This is a genomic window from Xanthomonas sp. MLO165 (assembly GCF_018831305.1).
GTDB lineage: Bacteria > Pseudomonadota > Gammaproteobacteria > Xanthomonadales > Xanthomonadaceae > Xanthomonas > Xanthomonas arboricola.
In genome coordinates, this window is the sequence record NZ_CP029263.1 from 2,462,823 (window position 1) to 2,486,672 (window position 23,850).

General features: G+C 64.7%; 4 protein-coding genes. All 4 read right to left on the bottom strand.

From position 1 onward, the window contains the following. Window position 1 precedes the first annotated feature (1 nt). Complete coding sequence (locus DGN21_RS10420) at window positions 2–15,979, bottom strand: non-ribosomal peptide synthetase (RefSeq protein WP_215824917.1); 15,978 nt, start codon at window positions 15,977–15,979, stop codon at window positions 2–4. Next, on the bottom strand, window positions 15,972–19,184 hold the full coding sequence (locus DGN21_RS10425) for a non-ribosomal peptide synthetase (protein ID WP_160955137.1): 3,213 nt from the start codon (window positions 19,182–19,184) through the stop codon (window positions 15,972–15,974). Before DGN21_RS10425 ends, DGN21_RS10420 begins: the two co-directional genes overlap by 8 nt. 104 nt (window positions 19,185–19,288) lie before the next feature. Beyond that, complete coding sequence (locus DGN21_RS10430) at window positions 19,289–20,989, bottom strand: cyclic peptide export ABC transporter (RefSeq protein WP_024938655.1); 1,701 nt, start codon at window positions 20,987–20,989, stop codon at window positions 19,289–19,291. Between the two features lie 3 nt (window positions 20,990–20,992). Next, a complete protein-coding gene (locus DGN21_RS10435) occupies window positions 20,993–23,476 on the bottom strand; it encodes a penicillin acylase family protein (protein WP_102256595.1) in 2,484 nt (827 codons plus the stop codon). Between the last annotated feature and the right edge of the window lie 374 nt (window positions 23,477–23,850).

Consider the following 23,850-nt stretch of genomic DNA (forward strand, 5'->3'; position numbering starts at 1 on the left):
CTCACCACTCCATTTCGATTTGCGTTGCGTCCGTTACGGCACCGGAGAGGTTCTCGCTGCGGATACGCTGATCGCTCACCAGCCGTGCCAGCGAGCGAATGTCGGGATTTTCGAAGAGACGTCGCAGCGGCAGTTCGATCCCGAACTCACGCTGCACATCGTTGATGACGCGCATCGCCAGAAGCGAATGACCGCCGAGCGCGAAAAAATCAGCGGTCGCGCTGACCCGCTCCAGATCCAGCGCCTGCGCCCAGATGCGCTCGAGCAGGCATTCAATCTCGCCTTCTGGCGCACTCCAGGGCAACTCGGCAACGGACGGCGCCGGCAGGCGTTTGCGATCCAGCTTGCCGTTGGCTGTCAGCGGCAGGCTCTCCAAGGGTACGTAGACCGACGGCTGCATGTATGTCGGCAAGCGCGACGTGGCCACCGCGCGAAGCGCCTCTTCCCAGCCCTCGCCCGAGACACCGCTTACCCAGGCCACCAGGCGTGCCGTAGCACCCTCCCCGTGCACCCCCACCGATATCTCGCGCACCTGCTCCCGCAGCACCGCCTCGATCTCGCCCGGCTCGATCCGGTAGCCGCGCAGCTTTACCTGCCCGTCCATCCGGCCCAGGAATTCCAGCGCCCCGTCCGCTCGCCAGCGTACCCGGTCGCCGCTGCGATACATTCGCCCACCCGCCTCGAACGGATCCTCCAGGAACCGCTCTGCCGTGCGTGCTGCATCGTTCAAGTAGCCGCGCGCCACGCCCGCACCGCCGATGTACAACTCGCCCGGCACCCCACGCGGCAACAACTGACCCGACGGCCCCAGCACGTAGAGCCGCGTATTGCTCATCGCTCGACCGATCGGCAGTGTGCCCTCGCCCGACAGCACTGCCTGGTCCAGCCGCTGCCATGTGCAGCCCACTACCGTCTCGGTCGGACCGTAGTGGTTCACCAGCCGCGCCTGCGGATACTTGGCCTGCAACGCACGCGCCAGCGACGCCGGGAACGCCTCGCCGCCGATCACGAACGCATGCGCGCCTGCACGTGGCGATGCGTCGGCCAGCTGCAGCAGCCCCTGCACGTGCGAGGGCGTCAGCCGCAGCAGCCATGCTCCGTCTGCCTGCTCCAGCCGCCGCGCCAGCGCCGGCAACTCCTCTCCCGCCGGCAGCAGCTCCACGCACCCGCCTACCAGCAGCGGCACGTACAACGACGGCACCGTCAGGTCGAACGCGTGCGAACTCGCCACCAGCGATCCATCCAGCGCCTGGTCGTAGTAACTCTCGCGCGCGAATGCGCAATAGTCGGCCAGCCCGGCATGGAACACCTCCACCCCCTTGGGTTCGCCGGTCGAGCCGGAGGTGTACAGCACGTAGGCAATCGCATCATCGGCCAGTCCCGTCTCCAGCGGCTGCGCGGGGTACTCGCCAAGCCAGTCCGGATCGGTGCCGGCGCCGTCCAGATACAGCATGTCCACCCCGCCCAGCGAGGCTGGCGCCGAGCTGCTTTCGACCAGCACCACGCTGATGTTGGCGTCGGCGATGATCCGTGCCAGGCGTTCACTGCCCTGGCGCAGGTCCAGCGGCACATACGCAGCGCCGCTGGAGAGCACCGCCAGCAGCGCCACCGGCAGTGCCAGCCCGCGCTCCATGCAGATCCCAATGCGATCGCCTGGGCCAAGGCCCGCAGCCACCAGCCGATGTGCCAGGCGGTTGGACAAGCGCCCGAGTTCCGCATAGCTGAGCGTCGCTGCACCGGCACGCACCGCGGGCGCGTCCGCACACCCACGTACCACCTGCGCGATCGCCAGCGGCAGCGGTTGCCCGCGTCCCTGCGCACGATCCGGCCCTGTGCCCAGCGTCAGCAATTCGCTGCGCTCATCCGCATCGAGCAGGGTGTATTCGCTCAGCTTCCTGCTTGGATCGGCGGCGATCTGTGCCAGCAACGACACCCAAGCGTCGGCCATTCGTCGCACTCTTTCGGACGAAAACAGCTTCGGAGCAGCCAGCCAGTCAAGCAACAGGCCATCGTCGCACTCCTCGGCGCCGATCTGCAGGTCGAACTTCGCCAGTGCGGCTTCTTGCTCCTGCACGGTGATGGACAGCCCTGGCACGTGCAGATGCACGCGCTCGTTGTTGCGCATGTTGAACTGGATCTGGAACAGCGGCGCATGCAGCAGACTGCGGACCGGATTCAGCTCCTCGACCAGCATGTCGAACGGAACCTCGGCATGGCCATAGGCTTCCAGATCGGTGCTGCGCACCCGCGCCAGCGCGGTTTCAAAATCGGGGTCGCCGGACAGATCACTGCGTAACACCAGGGTGTTGACGAAAAAGCCAATCATCGGCTCCAACGCGACGTGGCCGCGCCCGGCTACCGGCGTCCCGATCGCCAGATCGGTGCCGGCGCCGAAGCCGGCCAGCACGGCCGCCAACGAGGTATGCAGCAGCATGAACAGACTCGCGTCGTGGCGCCTGGCCAAGTCGTGCAGCGCCTGCAGAGTTGTCACCTCGAGCCGCACGGCATAGCGTTCGCTGCCTCCAGCTGCAGCCGCCGAACGTGGCGCATCCAATACCAATGAATGGGTCGGCGGCAAATCCTCCAGCTGCCCGCGCCAATACCCCAGTTGGGTTTGCAGCGCCGGACCATCCAGGCGCTGCCGTTGCCAGGTGGCATAGTCCGCATACTGGACACGCAGCGGCGGCAGGTGCGCACCGGCGTAGATCGCCATGCATTCGCGCACGAGCACTGCGTAGGACCAACCGTCGAAGGCAATGTGATGTGCGGTCAGCCACAGCAGGTGCTCGTCGTCGGAGATCACCGCCAACCGTCCCCGCAGCATGTGATCCCGGCCCAGGTCGAACGGATGCGTCGCTTCCTCGGCAGCAATCGCCAGACAACGTCCGTCACGGATGGTCGGCTCCATCCCGCGCAGATCGTCGATCGCAAAGGGCAACCCATCGCTATCAGCGATCCGCTGTACAGGTTCTCCATCAATCTCGCCATAGGTCGTGCGCAGCACTTCGTGGCGAGAGACAACCGCGCGCAGTGCCGCATGCAGGCGCTCGACATCCAGACGACCGCGCAGGCGCAGGGAGCCGCTCATGCGATAGGCGTCGCTGCCTTGCAGGCGGTCGATGAACCACAGCCGCCGCTGTGAGTACGACATCGGCAAGCGTCCATCGCGTGGCGCCGGTTCAATCGACGTCGCCTCTGGCGGTGGCAGCGCAGCCGATTCGGTGTCCTGCGCATCCAGCCAGGCGGCGACCGCCGCAGGAGTTGCGCCTTCAAAAACCACGCGCACTGGAAGAGTCCGTCCCAATCGCGCCGCGACCGCGCTGGTCATCCGCATTGCCAGCAACGAATGACCACCGAGCTCGAAGAAGTTGTCCTCGACACCGACCCGTTCGACGCCAAGCAGCTGTTGCCAGATGTCCGTGAGCGTGCGCTCGGTGTCAGTGCTCGGCTCGACATGGCCACGGGTGACCTGGGTTTCCTGGCCGCAGTCCGGTAGCCGGCGGCGATCGATCTTGCCGTTGGCGGTCAGCGGCAGCCTGTCCAGGCGCACATAGGCAGATGGCAACATATGTGCGGGCAGCCGCACCGCTAGGTGGTCATGCCAGCCAATCGCCTCGTTTTCGGCGCTGGCGACGTACGCGACCAAGCGTGCGGCGCCAGCCGCGTCGCGACCCAGCAGCACCGCGGCTGCTTCAATGCCGGGCACGGCCGCCAGTGCGGCCTCAATCTCGCCCAGCTCGACCCGATGGCCACGCAGCTTGACCTGTTCGTCAGCGCGACCGAGGTATTCCAGGCGCCCGTCATCGCGCCAGCGGCCCAGATCGCCGCTTCGGTAGAAACGCCCGCCGTGCAGTTCGACGAAGCGTTCGGCGGTTAGCTCGGGGCGACGCCAATAGCCCCGAGCCAGGGCCGCGCCGCCGATGTGGATCTGGCCGCGCACGCCAACTGGCACCGGTGCACCGAAGGCGTCCAATACACGAATCTGCACGTTGGCCAGTGGCCGGCCGATATGCGGAGCGACCACAGACTCGATCCGCGCGCAGCTGCTATCCACCGTGCATTCGGTCGGGCCATAGACGTTCAGCGCCAGCGCATCCAGCGCCGCCAACGCCCGCCATAGCCGCGGTGCGATCGCTTCGCCGCCGACCAGCCATGTCCGGGGTCCTCCCTCCTTCACGTCGGGCAAGCCATGCACCAGCAGGGCCTCCAGTTGCGCAGGAGTGGTATCGCAGACATCGATGCGTTCGTCGCGCAGGAACGCGCGCAACGCCTCTGCGTCGCGGCGGACCGCTGTCGGCACCGCCACTACGCAACGCCCGGATAGCCACTGCACGATGCCCTGCAGCGAGGCATCGAAGGACACGCCGGCATTGAGGGTGACCCTCGCCGTTGCCGGACAGGCTGGTGCGAGCCACGTCTCCAGTGCCCGCCACAGATTGACCACGCTGGCGTGCTCGACCATCACCCCCTTGGGCTGGCCGGTCGAGCCGGAGGTATAGATCACGTAGGCCAGATGCTGCGGCCGCAGCCCCGGCACCTGCGGGTTGTCCTCGCTTGCCGGTTCGTCCGACGCGATCGCCAACTGCGGGCAAGCGGCCGTCCCGGCGACGCCGATCGCATCGACCAGCAATGCCGCCGGTGCACTGTCGGTCAGCATGTAGTCCTGGCGCGCCTGTGGGTAAGCAGGATCGATCGGCACGTAGCCGGCACCGCTTTTGAGGATGCCCAGCAAACCAATCAACAGCTCCAGCCCGCGCTCGGCCCGGATCGCGACGCGGTCGTCCGGCTTGACTCCCAGGGCCAGCAACCGGTGCGCGACCCGGTTCGCCGCCCGGTTCAGCCCCGCGTAGCTCAAGCTGCGTCCTTCAAAGCGCAGCGCCTCGGCCTGCGGTGTGCGCCGTACCTGCGCCTCGAACAGGGCCGGCAGGGTCAATGCCGGCCACGACCATGCAGCATCGGGTAGGCTCCAGGCCTGCAACTGGGCCAGCTCCTGTTCTGGCAGCCACGGCAGCTGCGCCACCGCGCAGTCCTCGGTGGTCGCCAGTGCCTGCAGCAGCCGCTGCAGATAGCCGGCCCAACGCTGGATCGTTGCCGCGTCGAACAGGTCGGTGGCGTATTCGAGTTCGCCAGTCAGTGCGCCGGCGTGTTCGTTCAACGCCAGCGACAGGTCGAACTGGGTCGTGGTGCGCGGTTGTGGCTGCGGTTGCAGACGCACCCCTGGCAAGGACAGCTCACGTGCACCCGGCGTGTTGTTCAGCGCCAGCATCGTCTGGAACACCGGGCTGTGGCCCAGGCTGCGCTCCGGCCGCACGTGCTCGACCACTTGGTCGAACGGCAGTTGCTGATGCGCAAACGCGTCCAGCGCTTGCGCCTTCACCTGCATCAACAGCGTCGCCGCATCCGCCATGCCGTCCACCGGCACCCGCAGCGCCAGCGTGTTTACGAAAAAGCCCGCCAGCCCCTCAAGCTCCGCACGTGGGCGGTTTGCCACAGGCGTGCCGATCACCACCTCCTCCTGCCCACCCAGCCGTGACAGCAACGCTGCCCAGCCGGCCGTCAACGCCATGAACAAGGTCGCTCCGTGGCGCGAGGACCAGCTGCGCAGTGCCTGGACCAGCTCAGGCTCCAGGCGTAGCGGCAGACTCGCACCGCGATAGCTTTGCACCGGCGGACGCGGACGATCGGTCGGCAGTTCCAGCAGCGACGGCGCGCCAGACAAGGTCTGCTTCCAGTGATCGATCTGACGCTGCCAGACCTCACCAGCGAGCTGGCTGTGCTGCCAGGCCGCATAGTCGGCATATTGCAACGCCAGCGCTGGCAAGGGATTGGCCGCACCCTCGGCAAAGGCGCGGTACAACACCCCCAGCTCGCCGACCAGCACCCCTACCGACCAGCCGTCAGAAATGATGTGGTGCTGGGTCAGCAGCAACACATGGGTGTGCGCGTCCAGACGCAACAGGCGACCACGCACCAGCGGGCCGGCGGCAAGATCGAATGGTACGGCAGCGGCCTCACGGGCGTGGGTGGCCACCGCCTCCGCGCGCTCATCGGCCGGCAGCAGCGACACATCGAACTCACGTAGCGCAAAGCCGCGATCGGCCGGATCGATCACCTGCTCGGGCTCGCCATCGCGCGCCAGGAAACGGGTACGCAAGCTCTCATGCCGCGCCACCAGCGCATCGAGCGCGGCGCGTAATACTGCAACGTCAAGCTCGCCTTCCAGGCGCAGCGACACCGGCATGTGGTAAGCCACACCGGCGGCGCCGTCGAGCTGGGAAAGGAACCACAGCCGACGCTGGGCCAGCGATGGCGGCAACGGGCGCGAACGGTCGACCACCGCGATCGGCGCCGTGTCGGCGTCATCGGCTGCATCCAGGTACCGCGCCAACGAACGTGGCGATGGGTGCGCAAAGAGTTCACGCAACGGAACTTCACGGTGGAACGCGGCACGCAAGCGCGCGACCGCCTGGACCGCGGTCAGTGAATGACCACCCAGGACGAAAAAGTCATCGTCACGGCCGATCATTTCGATCTTGAGCAGTTCGCTCCAGATGGCTGCAATGCGCTGCTCGCATGCGCCCTGCGGCTGCTCGTGGAGGGTGGCGTCCCGGGAGAGTTCCGGCGCCGGCAGGCGTTTGCGATCGAGCTTGCCGTTGGCTGTCAGCGGCAGGCTCTCCAAGGGTACGTAGACCGACGGCTGCATGTACGTCGGCAAGCGCGACGTGGCCACCGCGCGAAGCGCCTCCTCCCAGCCATCGCCCGAGACACCGCTTACCCAGGCCACCAGGCGTGCCGTAGCACCCTCCCCGTGCACCCCCACCGATATCTCGCGCACCTGCTCCCGCAGCACCGCCTCGATCTCGCCCGGCTCGATCCGGTAACCGCGCAGCTTTACCTGCCCGTCCATCCGGCCCAGGAATTCCAGCGCCCCGTCCGCTCGCCAGCGTACCCGGTCGCCGCTGCGATACATTCGCCCACCCGCCTCGAACGGATCCTCCAGGAACCGCTCTGCCGTGCGTGCCGCATCGTTCACGTAGCCGCGCGCCACGCCCGCACCGCCGATGTACAACTCGCCCGGCACCCCACGCGGCAACAACTGACCCGACGGCCCCAGCACGTAGAGCCGCGTATTGCTCATCGCTCGACCGATCGGCAGTGTGCCCTCGCCCGACAGCACTGCCTGGTCCAGCCGCTGCCATGTGCAGCCCACTACCGTCTCGGTCGGACCGTAGTGGTTCACCAGCCGCGCCTGCGGATACTTGGCCTGCAACGCACGCGCCAGCGACGCCGGGAACGCCTCGCCGCCGATCACGAACGCATGCGCGCCTGCACGTGGCGATGCGTCGGCCAGCTGCAGCAGCCCCTGCACGTGCGAGGGCGTCAGCCGCAGCAGCCATGCTCCGTCTGCCTGCTCCAGCCGCCGCGCCAGCGCCGGCAACTCCTCTCCCGCCGGCAGCAGCTCCACGCACCCGCCTACCAGCAGCGGCACGTACAACGACGGCACCGTCAGGTCGAACGCGTGCGAACTCGCCACCAGCGATCCATCCAGCGCCTGATCGTAGTAACTCTCGCGCGCGAATGCGCAATAGTCGGCCAACCCGGCATGGAACACCTCCACCCCCTTGGGTTCGCCGGTCGAGCCGGAGGTGTACAGCACGTAGGCAATCGCATCATCGGCCAGCCTCGTCTCCAGCGGCTGCGCGGGGTACTCGCCAAGCCAGTCCGGATCGGTGCCGGCGCCGTCCAGATACAGCATGTCCACCCCGCCCAGCGAGGCTGGCGCCGAGCTGCTTTCGACCAGCACCACGCTGATGTTGGCGTCGGCGATGATCCGTGCCAGGCGTTCACTGCCCTGCCGCAGGTCCAGCGGCACATACGCAGCGCCGCTGGAGAGCACCGCCAGCAGCGCCACCGGCAGTGCCAGCCCGCGCTCCATGCAGATCCCAATGCGATCGCCTGGGCCAAGGCCCTGTTCGCGCAACGCGTGGGCCAGGCGGTTAGCGTGCGCGGCCAGGGTCGCGTAGTCGGTGCTCTCCCCGCTCTCGGTCGCGCGCAGTGCAATCGCCTGCGGGCTCCGCGCAGCCTGGGCCTGGAACGCGTCGATGAGGCCATGTGCGCGCGTGCGCGCCTGTGACCTGCCGCGGCCCAGCGCCAGCAACTGTTCGCGCTCCTGCGCGTCGATCAGCGCCAGCGAGTCAATCCGCTGCTGCGGATCGGATAGCAGTGCCGCAGCCAACGCCTCGACGACGCGAACCAGATGCCCGGCCAGCGCCGGGCCGTCGATATCACCAATGCTCAGCGAGGTCAGGCCGAAGCCGGTTCCGTCATCGTCCACCGACATCGTCAGTGGATAGTTGTTCCGCGCTTGAGCGCCGCCAACCCGTATGCCCTCGCCCAGCGATGAAACAGCATCGGCATCGGTCTGGCTGCTGTGCTGACGATAGTTCAACAGCACGGTAAACAGCGGTATGCCCGCCGCGACCGCACTGCAGCGCTGAGCCAAGGCAAGCGAGGCATGTTCGTGAGCGAGCAGTTCGGCTAGACGCAACCGGGTTTCGTCGAGCGCCTCGGCGACGCCGCGTCCGGCCAGATCCAAACGCAGCGGCAAGGTGTTGATGAACATGCCAACGGTGCGCCCTGCCTGGGCCATCCCCTGCAGGCGACCGGTCAGCACTGTGCCAAAAACTACGTCGCTGCGGCTGGCATGCTCGGACAGCACGCGCGCCCATGCTGCATGAAACAGAACCGATGGCGCCGTGCCCCCGGCCGTGGCAGCGCGACGGATCAGAGCGACGACGTCGTCCTCGAGGCGCAGGACCGACTGGCGGATCGCGGCGCCGTCATGGCGCACGTCGACGATACCGCCGATTGCGGTGGTTTCATCGACGCTGCCCAGGCGTTCGCGGAAATACGCCTCGTGCACGCTGTCGTGGAAAGCGCCAGTGCGGGCGATAAAGTCGCGATAGGGCGCCGGCGGCGGCAATGCCGACGCATCGGTGAGCAACAAGTTGCGCACCTCATCCAGGATCACTCCCATGGCCACCGCATCAGACACGATGTGGTGCCACAGCACGGTCAGGATCAAACCGTCGTCGCCGGTATCGGCATGACGCCACAGTTGCAGCAACGGCGCGGCGCTCAGGTTCATGCGTACGGCGCCTGGAACGCCGTCGAACACGGGCAGCGACACCTCGCGCAACACGACCTGCACAGGCCGTTCCAGTGCCTGCCAGAACAAGGCAGTGCGCAGCACGTCGTGGCGTGCGACCACCGTCTTCAGCGCGTCGATGAAGCGCTCCATGCGCACGATGCCATCGAATTCCAGACTTACCCGCAGGACGTAGGGATCGGCCGCGTCCTCGGCGTGCAGCAGATGATGAAACAGGATGCCATCCTGCAATGGCGCAAGCGGATAGATATCCTGCACATTGGCCGCGCCGCCCGGGACCGTGTCGATAATGCGGTCGATCGAAGCCTGAGACAGCGCTACCAGCGGCAGCAGGTCAGGGGTGATCGCGGTACGACCCGGCTCGATCAGGTTCGGTGGCACTGGCTGCGTAGTCCCGCGCGATACCTGTGCGGCGAGATCGGCCAATACCGGCGATAGGAACAGATCGCGAACGGGGAGCTCGATGCCCTCGCCTGCCAGGCGCTCGATCATGGCGATCGCCAGCAGTGAGTGACCGCCAAGCTCAAAGAAATTGTCACGGCGACCGACTTGCTCCAAGCCGAAAAGCCCGGCCCAAACCCGCGCGATCGCAGATTCGACCGCGCCTACCGGCAATTCGTGTTCGGAGTTCGTCCTGGCAGAAGCGTTCGGCACCGGCAGCGCGGCACGGTCGATCTTGCCTGACCGGGTCAGCGGAAAGTTTTCCAGCAAGACGTAGCAGGAAGGCAACATATAAGCAGCGAGCTTTTCGGACAGCGCCGAATGAAGCATCTGCTCTGATGGCGCGTTGGCCTCCGCGGCAACTACATAAGCAACCAGTCGGCTCGCGCCAGACGCATCGTCATGCAGCAGCACGAGCGCGTCGGCGACTCCGTCGCAGCGGCGTAACGCGTACTCGATCTCACCAGGCTCGATGCGGAAGCCACGGAGTTTGATCTGCGCATCGCGGCGGCCTGCATAAGCGATGTTGCCATCGCCCAGCCAGCAACCGAGGTCGCCGGTGCGGTACAGGCGCGCGTCGCCGGCTGCGTCCTGATCATGCACAAAGCGCTCTGCAGTCAGCGTAGGCTGCCCGAGATATCCACGTGCAACTTGCACGCCGCCAATATGGATCTCACCAATCACGCCCTGCGGCACCGGAGCACCGCAAGAATCGAGAATGCTGATCTTGAGGCCTCGCAGCGGACGTCCTATGGGCACCTGGCTTTCGCACTGGGGCACGCTTTCCAGGGCGATGGACGTCGCATACACGGTCGCTTCGGTCGGCCCGTAAGTATTCAGTACGGTGGCGTACCGCGCGGAAGGGTGCGCGAACCAGCCCGCCAGCGCACCGCGTTCAAGCTTTTCGCCACCGACCACGACCAAACGTACCTGCTCTGGCAGGGCAGGACGGCGTTGCGGAGCCTGCTGCGCCCAGACGTGGAAAAACGCGGTCGGCAAATCGAGGATGGCGATACGTTCGACGGCGAGGAGTTCCACAAAGTGCGTGTCGGGCGACACCATCCAGGAAGGCCGCACGACTACCGTTGCCCCGGACACCAACGCCGGAAAGATTTCCTCAATCGAGGTATCGAACGAACACGAGGCGAAGTGCAGCACGCGATCGCCCGGCTGAAGACGACAGCTTGTCGCATGTGTGCGCACAAACGCAGCGACGCTGGCGTGCTCAACCATCACCCCCTTTGGCTGGCCGGTCGAGCCGGAGGTATAGATCACGTAGGCCAGATGCTGCGGCCGCAGCCCCGGCACCTGCGGGTTGTCCTCGCTTGCCGGTTCGTCCGACGCGATCGCCAACTGCGGGCAAGCGGCCGTCCCGGCGACGCCGATCGCATCGACCAGCAATGCCGCCGGTGCACTGTCGGTCAGCATGTAGTCCTGGCGCGCCTGTGGGTAAGCAGGATCGATCGGCACGTAGCCGGCACCGCTTTTGAGGATGCCCAGCAAACCAATCAACAGCTCCAGCCCGCGCTCGGCCCGGATCGCGACGCGGTCGTCCGGCTTGACTCCCAGGGCCAGCAACCGGTGCGCGACCCGGTTCGCCGCCCGGTTCAGCCCCGCGTAGCTCAAGCTGCGTCCTTCAAAGCGCAGCGCCTCGGCCTGCGGTGTGCGCCGTACCTGCGCCTCGAACAGGGCCGGCAGGGTCAATGCCGGCCACGACCATGCAGCATCGGGTAGGCTCCAGGCCTGCAACTGGGCCAGCTCCTGTTCTGGCAGCCACGGCAGCTGCGCCACCGCGCAGTCCTCGGTGGTCGCCAGTGCCTGCAGCAGCCGCTGCAGATAGCCGGCCCAACGCTGGATCGTTGCCGCGTCGAACAGGTCGGTGGCGTATTCGAGTTCGCCAGTCAGTGCGCCGGCGTGTTCGTTCAACGCCAGCGACAGGTCGAACTGGGTCGTGGTGCGCGGTTGTGGCTGCGGTTGCAGACGCACCCCTGGCAAGGACAGCTCACGTGCACCCGGCGTGTTGTTCAGCGCCAGCATCGTCTGGAACACCGGGCTGTGGCCCAGGCTGCGCTCCGGCCGCACGTGCTCGACCACTTGGTCGAACGGCAGTTGCTGATGCGCAAACGCGTCCAGCGCTTGCGCCTTCACCTGCATCAACAGCGTCGCCGCATCCGCCATGCCGTCCACCGGCACCCGCAGCGCCAGCGTGTTTACGAAAAAGCCCGCCAGCCCCTCAAGCTCCGCACGTGGGCGGTTTGCCACAGGCGTGCCGATCACCACCTCCTCCTGCCCACCCAGCCGTGACAGCAACGCTGCCCAGCCGGCCGTCAACGCCATGAACAAGGTCGCTCCGTGGCGCGAGGACCAGCTGCGCAGTGCCTGGACCAGCTCAGGCTCCAGGCGTAGCGGCAGACTCGCACCGCGATAGCTTTGCACCGGCGGACGCGGACGATCGGTCGGCAGTTCCAGCAGCGACGGCGCGCCAGACAAGGTCTGCTTCCAGTGATCGATCTGACGCTGCCAGACCTCACCAGCGAGCTGGCTGTGCTGCCAGGCCGCATAGTCGGCATATTGCAACGCCAGCGCTGGCAAGGGATTGGCCGCACCCTCGGCAAAGGCGCGGTACAACACCCCCAGCTCGCCGACCAGCACCCCTACCGACCAGCCGTCAGAAATGATGTGGTGCTGGGTCAGCAGCAACACATGGGTGTGCGCGTCCAGACGCAACAGGCGACCACGCACCAGCGGGCCGGCGGCAAGATCGAATGGTACGGCAGCGGCCTCACGGGCGTGGGTGGCCACCGCCTCCGCGCGCTCATCGGCCGGCAGCAGCGACACATCGAGCTCACGTAGCGCAAAGCCGCGATCGGCCGGATCGATCACCTGCTCGGGCTCGCCATCGCGCGCCAGGAAACGGGTGCGCAAGCTCTCATGCCGCGCCACCAGCGCATCGAGCGCGGCGCGTAATACTGCAACGTCAAGCTCGCCTTCCAGGCGCAGCGACACCGGCATGTGGTAAGCCACACCGGCGGCGCCGTCGAGCTGGGAAAGGAACCACAGCCGACGCTGGGCCAGCGATGGCGGCAACGGGCGCGAACGGTCGACCACCGCGATCGGCGCCGTATCCTCAGCGTCAGCTTGTTGTAGATAGCCCGCCATGCGCACGATGCTTGGATGACTGAACACCGCGCTGACCGGTACCTGCCGCTGCAACTGGGCCGCCACCCGTGAGGCCAGCCGCGCTGCCAGCAGCGAGTGCCCACCCAACTCGAAGAAGTTGTCGTGGATGCCGACCCGCTCCACCTGCAAGATCGCGCGCCAGATCGAAGCCAGGGTACGTTCAGTTTCGTTCCGGGGGGCCTGATAGTCGCCCACCGCCAGCGACGCGGCGTCCGGCTCCGGCAATGCGCGGCGGTCTAGCTTGCCGTTGGCCGTCAGCGGCAGCGCCTCCAGCGACACCAACGCCGAAGGCACCATGTAGTCCGGCAACTGTGTGGACAGTGTCTGCCGCCAGTCCGACACACGGCCCTGGCCGCCCACGACATAACCCACCAGACGACGGCCGCCCTGTTCGGTCTGCCCAATCGTTACCACCGCCTCGCGCACGCCCGGCAGCCGCTGCAGCGCCGCTTCGATCTCGCCCAGCTCGATCCGGAAACCGCGCAGCTTCACCTGGCCGTCGTTGCGACCGGCAAACACGATGGTCCCATCGGCACGCCAGCGCCCCAGGTCCCCGCTTCGGTAGTAGCGCCCCGGGCCGCCCAGCGGATCGGCCACGAACCTCGCAGCACTGAGCTCGGGCTGGTTCAGATACCCGCGCGCCACTCCCGCCCCGCCGATGTACAGCTCCCCGATCACGCCTACCGGCACCGCACGCCCCTGCCCGTCCACGATCCGGATCGTCGTGTTGCCGATCGGGCGACCGATCGGAATCGCATGCCCCGCCAGGTCTGCCAGGACGATCTCGTGGGTGGTGGCGAACGTCGTCGTCTCGGTCGGACCGTAGCCGTTGATCAGCCGCCGCGGGCGCTGCGACCGCGACAGCAGTCGTCCCACCGTGTGCACGTCCAGCGCGTCGCCTCCGATCAGCAACTGGTCCAGCTGCCCGAACGCGACTTCCAGCGCGTCCACGTAGGCGTTGAACAGTCCCACCGTCAGCCACATCGCACTGACCCCGAACCGCGCCAGTGCCGCCGACAGTGCCGCCGGATCCAGCACTGTCGCAGGATCGATTACCGCCACCCGGGCACCGTTCAACAACGGTGCCCACAGCTCCCAGGTCGAGGCGTCGAAGGCCGGGTTGGCGCAGTGCGCCACCACGTCGTGATCGCCCAGCGGCGCAAACCCGCCGTTGACCGCCAGCCGCAGCACCGCGCCCTGCTCGACCATCACCCCTTTCGGTGTCCCGGTCGAACCAGAGGTATACATCACATAGGCCAAATCGCTGGCCTGGCCTGCCACCACCGGCGCCGTATCCGGATAGCGGGCCCACGCCGATGGCGCCAGCGGCAGGGTTGCTTGGAACCCCGCGCCTTCCAGCGCCCGGTCGGACAGCACCACCGTCGCACCGCTGTCGGCCACCAGGTCGGCCAGGCGGCCGATCGGTTGCTCGGGATCCAGCGGCACATAAGCCGCCCCGGCCTTGAGCACGCCCAGGAGCGCGACCACCAGATCCAGGCTGCGGGTGGCGATCAGCGCAACGCGCTGCTCGCGATCCACCCCATGCGCACGCAAGCCGTGGGCCAGACGATTGGCGCGTGCATCCAGCTCGGCATAGCTGAGCGCGTGATCAGCATCGCATAGCGCGATCGCCTCGCCGCGACGGGCTGCCCAGGCGGCAAACACCTCGGCGATGGTGGACTGGGCCGGATACGCACGGGCGGTGGCGTTGAAGCCGTGGACCAGTTGCTCGCGCTCGCGCTCGGACAGCATCGGCAACGCCGCCACCGGCTGCCCTTCGGCATCGGGCAGTGCCTGCAGCAGCCGCTGCAGATAGCCGACCCAACGTTGGATCGTTGCCGCGTCGAACAGGTCGGTGGCGTATTCGAGCTCGCCAGTCAGTGCGCCGGCGTGTTCGTTCAACGCCAGCGACAGGTCGAACTGGGTCGTCGTGCGCGGTTGTGGCTGCGGCTGCAGACGCACCCCTGGCAAGGACAGCTCACGTGCGCCCGGCGTGTTGTTCAGCGCCAGCATCGTCTGGAACACCGGGCTGTGGCCCAGGCTGCGCTCCGGCCGCACGTGCTCGACCACCTGGTCGAACGGCAGTTGCTGATGCGCAAACGCGTCCAGCGCTTGCGCCTTCACCTGCATCAACAGCGTCGCCGCATCTGCCATGCCGTCCACCGGCACCCGCAGCGCCAGCGTGTTTACGAAAAAGCCCGCCAGCCCCTCAAGCTCCGCACGTGGGCGGTTTGCCACAGGCGTGCCGATCACCACCTCCTCCTGCCCACCCAGCCGTGACAGCAACGCTGCCCAGCCGGCCGTCAAGGCCATGAACAAGGTCGCTCCGTGGCGCGAGGACCAGCTGCGCAGTGCCTGGACCAGCTCAGGCTCCAGGCGTAGCGGCAGACTCGCACCGCGATAGCTTTGCACCGGCGGACGCGGACGATCGGTCGGCAGTTCCAGCAGCGACGGCGCGCCAGACAAGGTCTGCTTCCAGTGATCGATCTGACGCTGCCAGGCCTCACCAGCGAGCTGGCTGTGCTGCCAGGCCGCATAGTCGGCATATTGCAACGCCAGCGCTGGCAAGGGATTGGCCGCACCCTCGGCAAAGGCGCGGTACAACACCCCCAGCTCGCCGACCAGCACCCCCACCGACCAGCCGTCAGAAATGATGTGGTGCTGGGTCAGCAGCAACACATGGGTGTGCGCGTCCAGACGCAACAGGCGACCACGCACCAGCGGGCCGGCGGCAAGATCGAATGGTACGGCAGCGGCCTCACAGGTGTGGGCGGCCACCGCCTCCGCGCGCTCATCGGCCGGCAGCAGCGACACATCGAACTCACGTAGCGCAAAGCCGCGATCGGCCGGATCGATCACCTGCTCGGGCTCGCCATCGCGCGCCAGGAAACGGGTGCGCAAGCTCTCATGCCGCGCCACCAGCGCATCGAGCGCGGTGCGTAATACTGCAACGTCAAGCTCGCCTTCCAGGCGCAGCGACACCGGCATGTGGTAAGCGGCCGAGGCGGTGGCGTCGAGTTGGCATAGGAACCACAGTCGGCGCTGGGCCAACGACAATGGCAGCTCCGCATCACGCGGCCTCGCAACGATCGCGTCGTCGTCCGCATCGCGCGTGCGCGTCGCACGGCGCGTGCGGTTAAGCAGGATTGCCTGCATAAGACGCTGGCGCTCGTCGAGGGACTCAGTCATCGATTGCTTCCTTGCTTAGTATCTCCCTGAGCTCATCCTCGCTGAGCCCATCCAGCTCGGCGAGCATCGACTGCATGTCCTGGCTCGCCAATGCCGCAGCCTGCGCCACGGCGACTCGTTCAGCCATGTATCTCAGTTCCGGGGCGTCGAACAACTCCGCCAGGGGCACCGTAACGCCGAACTCGCTTCGCAGGCGTGCAGTCAGTTGCATTGCCAGCAGCGAGTGACCGCCGAGATCAAAGAAATTGTCGTCGCGACCAATGCGGGAGACCCCCAGCAGTTCCCCCCAGATCTGAACAATCTGCTGTTCGATCTCGCCGGTGGGCGCGCGATAGGCGCGGTCGCTGGAAAATTCCGGTATCGGCAACGCGGCGCGATCGATCTTTCCATTTGGAGTCAGTGGCAGCCGCTCCAGCGGGACGAACCCCGCCGGCACCATGTGCGCCGGCAGCGACATGGCCAACGCGTCGCGCAACGAGTGCGGCGTCACGTGAACCTGCGGGCTCACGACAACATAGGCAACCAGCCGCTGGTTTCCGGTCGCATCGCCGCAGGCGACCACCACGGCGGCCTCGACGCCGTCGAGGCACAGCAGCGCCGTCTCGATCTCCCCGAGCTCGATCCGGAAGCCGCGAATCTTGACCTGGTGGTCGGTGCGGCCGCGGTACTCAATATTCCCGTCGGCAGTCCAGCAGCCGAGATCGCCAGTCCGATACCAGCGGCCGCCCTCGACAAAGGGATCGCTGCCGAAGCGCTCTTCCGTTAGATCGGGACGGCCGAGATAGCCGCGCGCCACGCCTGCGCCTCCGATATAGATCTCGCCCTGCACTCCAATCGGCAGCGCTTGTTCAGCGCGATCGACGATGTAAATCCGGGTGTTGTCGATCGGGCGTCCGATATGGGCTGCAAATGCGTCGCCGCGCCCGATCCGCACGCCCGTCGAATAGGTGGTGGTCTCGGTGGGTCCATACAGGTTATGCACCGTCTGCGCTGAGGAACCGGCAAAGATGCGCTCCACCAGTTCGGCACGCAGTGGCTCGCCGGCCACATTGACCCGCCGTACCGATGCCGGCACTGCTCGGGCGTGCAGCAGCGCCGACATCCCCGAGGGCACCGTATTGATCAAACTGACCGGGCCGCACGGCGCTTCGAGCACATCGCGGACGATCTCCAACGTACCGCCCGCTGCCAAGGTCGCGAAGATTTCATAGACCGCCAGATCAAAGCTGATCGAGGTCGCGAACAAGGTGTGCGCGAACGCGTCCGTTCCACCGTCGCGCAGTGCCCAGGCGATGAAGTTGCAAGCATTGGCATGTTCGATCATCACGCCCTTCGGCGTTCCAGTCGAACCGGAGGTATAGATGACGTACGCCAATCCATTGGGATGCACGTGCGGTAATGGCCACGGCACTTCCTGCGCTAATGTCGCATCGTCGATGTCCAGCGCTGCCAGGTTTGCCGGCAGCGCAGCGGCCAGCGCCGCAGTGACAATGCACACGCGTGCACCGCAGCTACCCAGGATGGCGGCTATACGCTCTTGCGGGTAGGTAGGGTCAAGCGGCACATAGGCAGCCCCCGCCTTCAGCGTCCCCAACACTGCAATAATCAGCCCAGGCCCACGGGGCAGCTGGATTGCGACACACTCCTGGGCACCCACTCCAATGCGTTGCAGGCGCGCAGCGACGGCGTCAGAGCGTCGGTCCAACTCGCTGTAGCTCAGGGTCTGCGCACCTGATCGCAAGGCGATCGCCTCAGGAAATGTGCGGGCGCTGCACTGGAACCAGCCATGCAAGGTCTCAGGGCCTTGCTGGTCGACGCGCGTTGCATTGAAGGCCTCCAGCACCTGGATGCGCTCGTCGGCGCTCAGCAACGGCAATGTCCGTACCTGTGCGCCCGGATCGGCGAGCATTGCCTGCAGCACAGTTTCGAAATTAGCCGTCATCCGCGCGATAGCGCCGGCATCGACGCGAGTCTCATCGTGTATGAAATCGCAGCGCACCCCATGTTCGAACTCGATCGCATGGACTGCCAGCGCCATCCTGTCCAGCGCAACACGTTGCTGGATCGGGAATGCACTCAGCGCAACCTCGCCCCACCGCGTGATTGTCTCGCCCTCTCGGCGAGGATTCCATAACTCGGTCAGCGGGCCTGATTCGCGCGCATTCTGGAAAACCAGACTGGCATCGAAGGGGGTTCCACCCAACTCGAGACGACGGATCAGGGTGGAGATTGGATAGTCCTGGTGACGTACGCTTCCGCGCACTGCCGCGCGCGCGCGCTCAACAACGTCTGCTACACGACTGTCATCGCCGAACCACGCACGCAACGTGACCATGTTGACGAAATCACCGACCACACCACGCCACGCAGCTCTACTGCGACAAGGCATCGGCGCGCCGACCGAAATCGTGGAATGGCCGCTATAGCGGTGCAACAGGATTTGCAACGCGGCCAGCAGCACACTGAACAGGCTGGCATCGTGATCGGCGGCGAAGCAGCGCAAGCGTTGGCACAGTTCGCGACTCAGCAATAGCGTGTGCGCCCGCTGCACACCGCCACCTCCACCGCCAACATCGGCTGCGGGCAATTCAAGAGGAGACTGCGGCCGACCCACTATGTCACGCCAATAGGCCAGTTGACGTTCGCACGCCGGACCTTGCAGCCATTGCTCCTGCCAGTTTACGTATGCGCTGTAATCGTGCTCGTCCGCACCTATCTTGCCGATCGTCTCGACGTCGGAGCCCAACGCAGCAGATAGCTCACCGAGTAGTCGCCAATATGACCAACCATCGCAGATGAGGTGATCCAGTGCCAACAGTAAAACCGCACCGCCCGCACGGCGGCGATAGAGGCAGGCACGCAGCAGCAATTGCTCATCTTCAAAAGCGCGCCAGGCATCCTCGCTCACACGCCGCTGCAGCGTTTCCAGATCCATCTCGCGCGCGTCGACTTCCTCCAGGATTTCTCCACGAGGCTCAGTGATTGTTTGCTCAACATGACCCTCCTGATCACTGCAAAAACGTGCGCGCAACATCGGATGACGCGCAACCAACGCATCGATCGCCGTCGCTAGCCGACCTGCGATCGTGTCGGTATCAAGCGCTACCACGAATACATTGTTGTGATCACCGCGCGAAACGGGATTCAACTGATACTGAAACCAGCGCGCCTGCTGACCTTGTGAAAGAGGGAAACGTCGAGACATCCTTGTATTCCTTTCACGCTGTAATCCCCGCCCGCCCCGACTCGGCCCTACCCGAGTCGCCCCATTGAACGCTGGCTCCGGCCGCAAACGGGAGCGGCTACATTTCAGTTCTCAGTCTCAGCCACTAGCGGATCTGATGTCCGTACATCCGGGCTGCCAATCATCATGCCGTCCCCCATCACCACGACTCGATCTGCACCGGTGAAGTAGCGATCGTCGTGCGAAATCACAACCACTGCCTTGCCGCGCGTCTTTAGTGATTGCAGAATCTTGCCATAGAACACCTGCTTGAAAGTCGGATCCTGGTCCGCTGCCCACTCGTCGAACACATACAGCGACGCATCCTCCAGAAAACCCACAAGTAATGCCAAACGCCGGCGCTGTCCATCAGAAAGAGAGAGCGTACTGAAACGACCCTCCGCAAACCGGACCTTGCCAGACAGGCCCAACAACTCAAGGTACTGCTCGATCTCAACCTTTGCGGCATCGCCATCAATTCCCAGCGGACGGTCGAACAGATAATAGTCTGAATAGATGGCGCAGATTCCATTGCGGAATCCGCTGACAGTATCAGCATCGACAACAACGTCGTCAAACAGCACCTCGCCAGAGGCGGCGCGGTAGTGCAAGCTCAACAGTTTGGCCAGCGTCGATTTTCCCGACCCATTACCGCCGACGATAAACACGATCTCGCCACGGTTGATTTCCAAGTCGATCGGGCCGATATGGAACCCAGGCTCTTCACCCCGCCCCGGATACCGATAAACCACCTGCCGCAGCCGCAGGTGCTGCCAGTCCCGGCGAGGTGCGCTTCCTTCTGCGGCGTCCTCGCGGGCAAGTTGCCCGAACAGCTCGTGGACCTTGCGTTGAGCGACCCTTGCCATGCTCAGCTGCGGCACGAAATTAAGCAAGGCAGCGACCGGGGCAGTAACGTACAGAAGGGCCATGATCACACCGGCCAGCGTGCCACTCCCGATAGCGTGATAATTGACGAATACGAATGCAATTGCGCCAATCACAAACAGCACGATCAGGTTGCCGTAATTCTGCGCCACGGCCATGACGCTCATGCCGGTCTTGGCGCTATTTCGAACCAGCCGTTCGTTCACTGCAAGCACATTCGCTGCATAGTCCTGACGTTTTGCGTGACTGAGCTTGAGTTCCTTGGCGCCGTGTACGAGACCCCGGATGCCTTCGTGGAGATGGTCAAGATGACCGCGTGCACGGACGAGATAACGGCGCGCAATCAACATCGGCAGCTGGTAGGTCAGCACACCCAGTGCGATGCAGCTGAGCACAAACCAGAACACGCTGGGGCTGAGAAACAGCAGGAAGCCAAGCACACCGGCCAATGTCACCGCGTTCGTCAACAGATCCGGCAGCAAGCGCGCGCCGGCGACAATGACCGGCACATCGGCAGTGATCGATGCCACTAGCCTGGCGAGGCCGACTCGCTCCAACTCGGCGATCGGCGCCTGCGAGATGCTTGTATACATGCGATTGCGCAAGTCAGTAGTCACATCCAGCGCTACGCGGGAGAGGATCACTTGCGACGCGGTGCGCGCGACCAAAATGAACACGCAATTGGCCACGAACAAGGCAGCAAATCGGTAATGCGACACCTGCCAACCGAAGAGCCTGACAGTTTCCGGCTCGGTCGTGGAAAATGCCGCCGGACCTTGATCGAGCACGGTCATCACCAACGGAATGACCATTGTGTATGCCATCCCGGCCAAGGTACCCAACACCATTGCGATGAACACCTTGTTGGGTGCACGCCGGGAAAATGAAGACAGGATGCTCATCGATCAATGCCCCGCCTTTTTTGCAGACTGCGCGGGTTCGAGCCAGAGTCGGCGGCGATCATCGCTCGTAGCGGTCATCGGGAGGTAGCGCACATCGCGAAACCCCTCGACCATGTCGTCGTAATGTGGGCTCATCGCGTTGGAGGACTGCCCGGTAGAATTCATTTGCAAGTGTGTAACAGCGGCAGGCGACAGCGAGAAGATCTGGCGGAAACCAGCACCAAACGTCTGCTCGTACCGACCGCTATCGCCCAAGGTGTAGTCGGCCACGTTGAGCGTATCGGGTGAACCACCGTTGGATATTCTCCGCTCGAACCAGACCTTGGCTACATTGACCGCACTAAAGGGCACGTGGCGATAGACCGTTTCATGGACGTCTCCCCATGCCCAGCCATCACTACTATCGCCGGCCATCTTGTGCAGCTCACTGAGCGCGTCGTCGAGTGCGGCGCCGGTGACATCAGCGCAGGGTACCGGCTTGCTGTCCTCCAGGTCGCGGCACCACTGGCCCGACTGTCCAGACAACATCGCGGCAACGGTATCTGGATCGATTCCGTCGATCATTCCCTGCAGCACGCGACTCTGCCGTGCACGGTTCCAATACCCCTGGAATGAGGCGCCGACCAGACGGCGCTTGAGCTGACGCAGCCAAGCATTGAATAGAGTAGCCGCGTGGCTGTCTCGATCCATGCGCCCGTTCCAGTCGCGTAGCGTGTCGTGGGCCCACCGCTGCGCTCTATCGCCCGGCGGATAATTCAACAGAACCTTGGAAAGCCGCACTGCGGAGGCGCTGTATTGATCGGCCTGCATGCGCTGCATCAACGCCACATCGACCGGTTTACCGGCGGAAACAGCACCAGTGATCATCTCTTCAATTCGCCTCTTTCGAGTCGGCGGCGCCCAGTCGTTGGAAATCAGCCAGCGATAAGAGGGAGGCGTAGGATCATCATTGGCCGAGGCCACGAAGCCTGACGGCGGATCGTAGACATGTGGCATCTCCTCATACGGGATGCGACCAGTCCAAACGTATTCATCGTTCCATCCAGGTACCGGCGCGCCGCCATCACCTGCCGCGCGTACCGGAATACGTCCTGCCGCCAGATGGCCGACATGACCGGCGCGGTCCGCATACACCATGTTCAAGGCGGGTGCGACCAAATACGCGAGCGATTTGTCGAACTCGCTCCAATCCTGTGCATAGCCGATCCGGTAGAAGGCTTCGTAAGAAGTATCGTCCTTGTCCAGAGCGGTCCAGCGCAGAGAGGCTGGCTGCTCAAACACCTGGAACATATCGTTGATGATCGGGCCGTGCCGCGTGGAACGTACGCTGATTCGCAGTGGTTTGATCGGAGCGTGCAGAAACGAAGGGAAACTCTCCCGAACCTTGATAAGCTCCTCACGTTGCAGGAACGGTACCCACTTCCCATTGGCGAGATAACGCGACGCATCGTCGGGCTTGGCTTGTTCCAGATAGATGTCCTGGCTATCTGCCATCAGGTTGGTGCCTCCCCACGCAATGCTGGCATTGCGTCCGAATACCACGACGGGCAAGCCGACCAATGTTGCGCCGGAAACATCGAGGTGATCGCCTTTGAGTGCGGCCATATACCAAAGCGATGGCATCTGCAAACCCAGATGCGGATCGTTGGCGAGCAGCGCCGAACCATTACCCGTCAGACGAGACGACACCGCCCATGCATTGCTGCCGACATAATGCCCCCCAAGTCCGGTGTTTTGTTCCAGCTTTGAGAAGAACTCGAGCATTTGCACGCAGCTCTCCACTGTCATTGGGTCGAACGCAGAGCTCGATGCGAGATCCGGCTTGTTTGCGATGCGCATCGGATCGTCGGCGGCGTCAGGGAACAGTGTCTGCAAGCGCTCGGTATCGAGCAGTTGGGCTGCGAGCATACGGTCGATTTCTCGACGGTAGTTGCCCCCCAAATCAAGCGCGAACACCTTTGACCAAGCTAGCGAGTCATAAACGGTCCAGGGGTCAGGCCGAATTCCCAGCGCAACGAACTCCACAGGAAGGGCCGTGCGTGCGTCGAGCCATGCGTTGATGCCGTCGGCATAGGCCTGCAAAGAATCGCGTGCCTCCGGGCTCAGCGCATCCCAGGCCTCGTGCGCCGAACGCATCAGTCCGAGCGTGCGAAACCAGATGTCCTGTTGCACTGCATCCTTGCCGAGCAACTCGCTCAAGCGGCCCTGCGCCATCCGCCGCTGCAGTTCCAACTGCCACATGCGGTCCTGCGCATGCAGATAGCCCACGGCGAAATAGGCGTCGCGATCATTGCGCGCTACCACGTTGGGCACTCCGTAACCGTCACGCTCAACGCTGACGGGGGCACGCAATCCTTCTACTTCAAGACGGCCCTGCTCGTTTGGAAGGCTTTCATGCAGGCGCCACCATCCGGCGGACACCGCGACTACAAGCGGACCTACGACAAAAAACAGGATACGAGAAAGCAGTGGGTGCTTTTTGAGCATCGAACATCCTGTCCTGTCTTAGCAAGGAAACGGTGAACTGGTGTAGATCGCTGCTAACGCCAACGCACGCGCGGCCCAGACCTAGAGGACCTTACATGGTGCGCTAGAAGCGTCCCCACTCGCTTCTTCATGCACGTGCGAAACCCCTGACAAGATCCTCAAAAAAAAAGAGGACGTCAAGCGTTTCACGCGTAGTTCCGAATACTGACTGGCCCGCGATCGCTCGAAGTATGAATTGTTAGAAATCGCCTAGGAGCACGGGCCTGAATTGGCAGTCTGTCACGGCTATGCCTCGTTCGGAGGTCCCGCGCATGACGATGCAAGGACCTCTTCCGTTCCGTTATTCAGAACGCAGCACCCTCCGCTGAACGCGC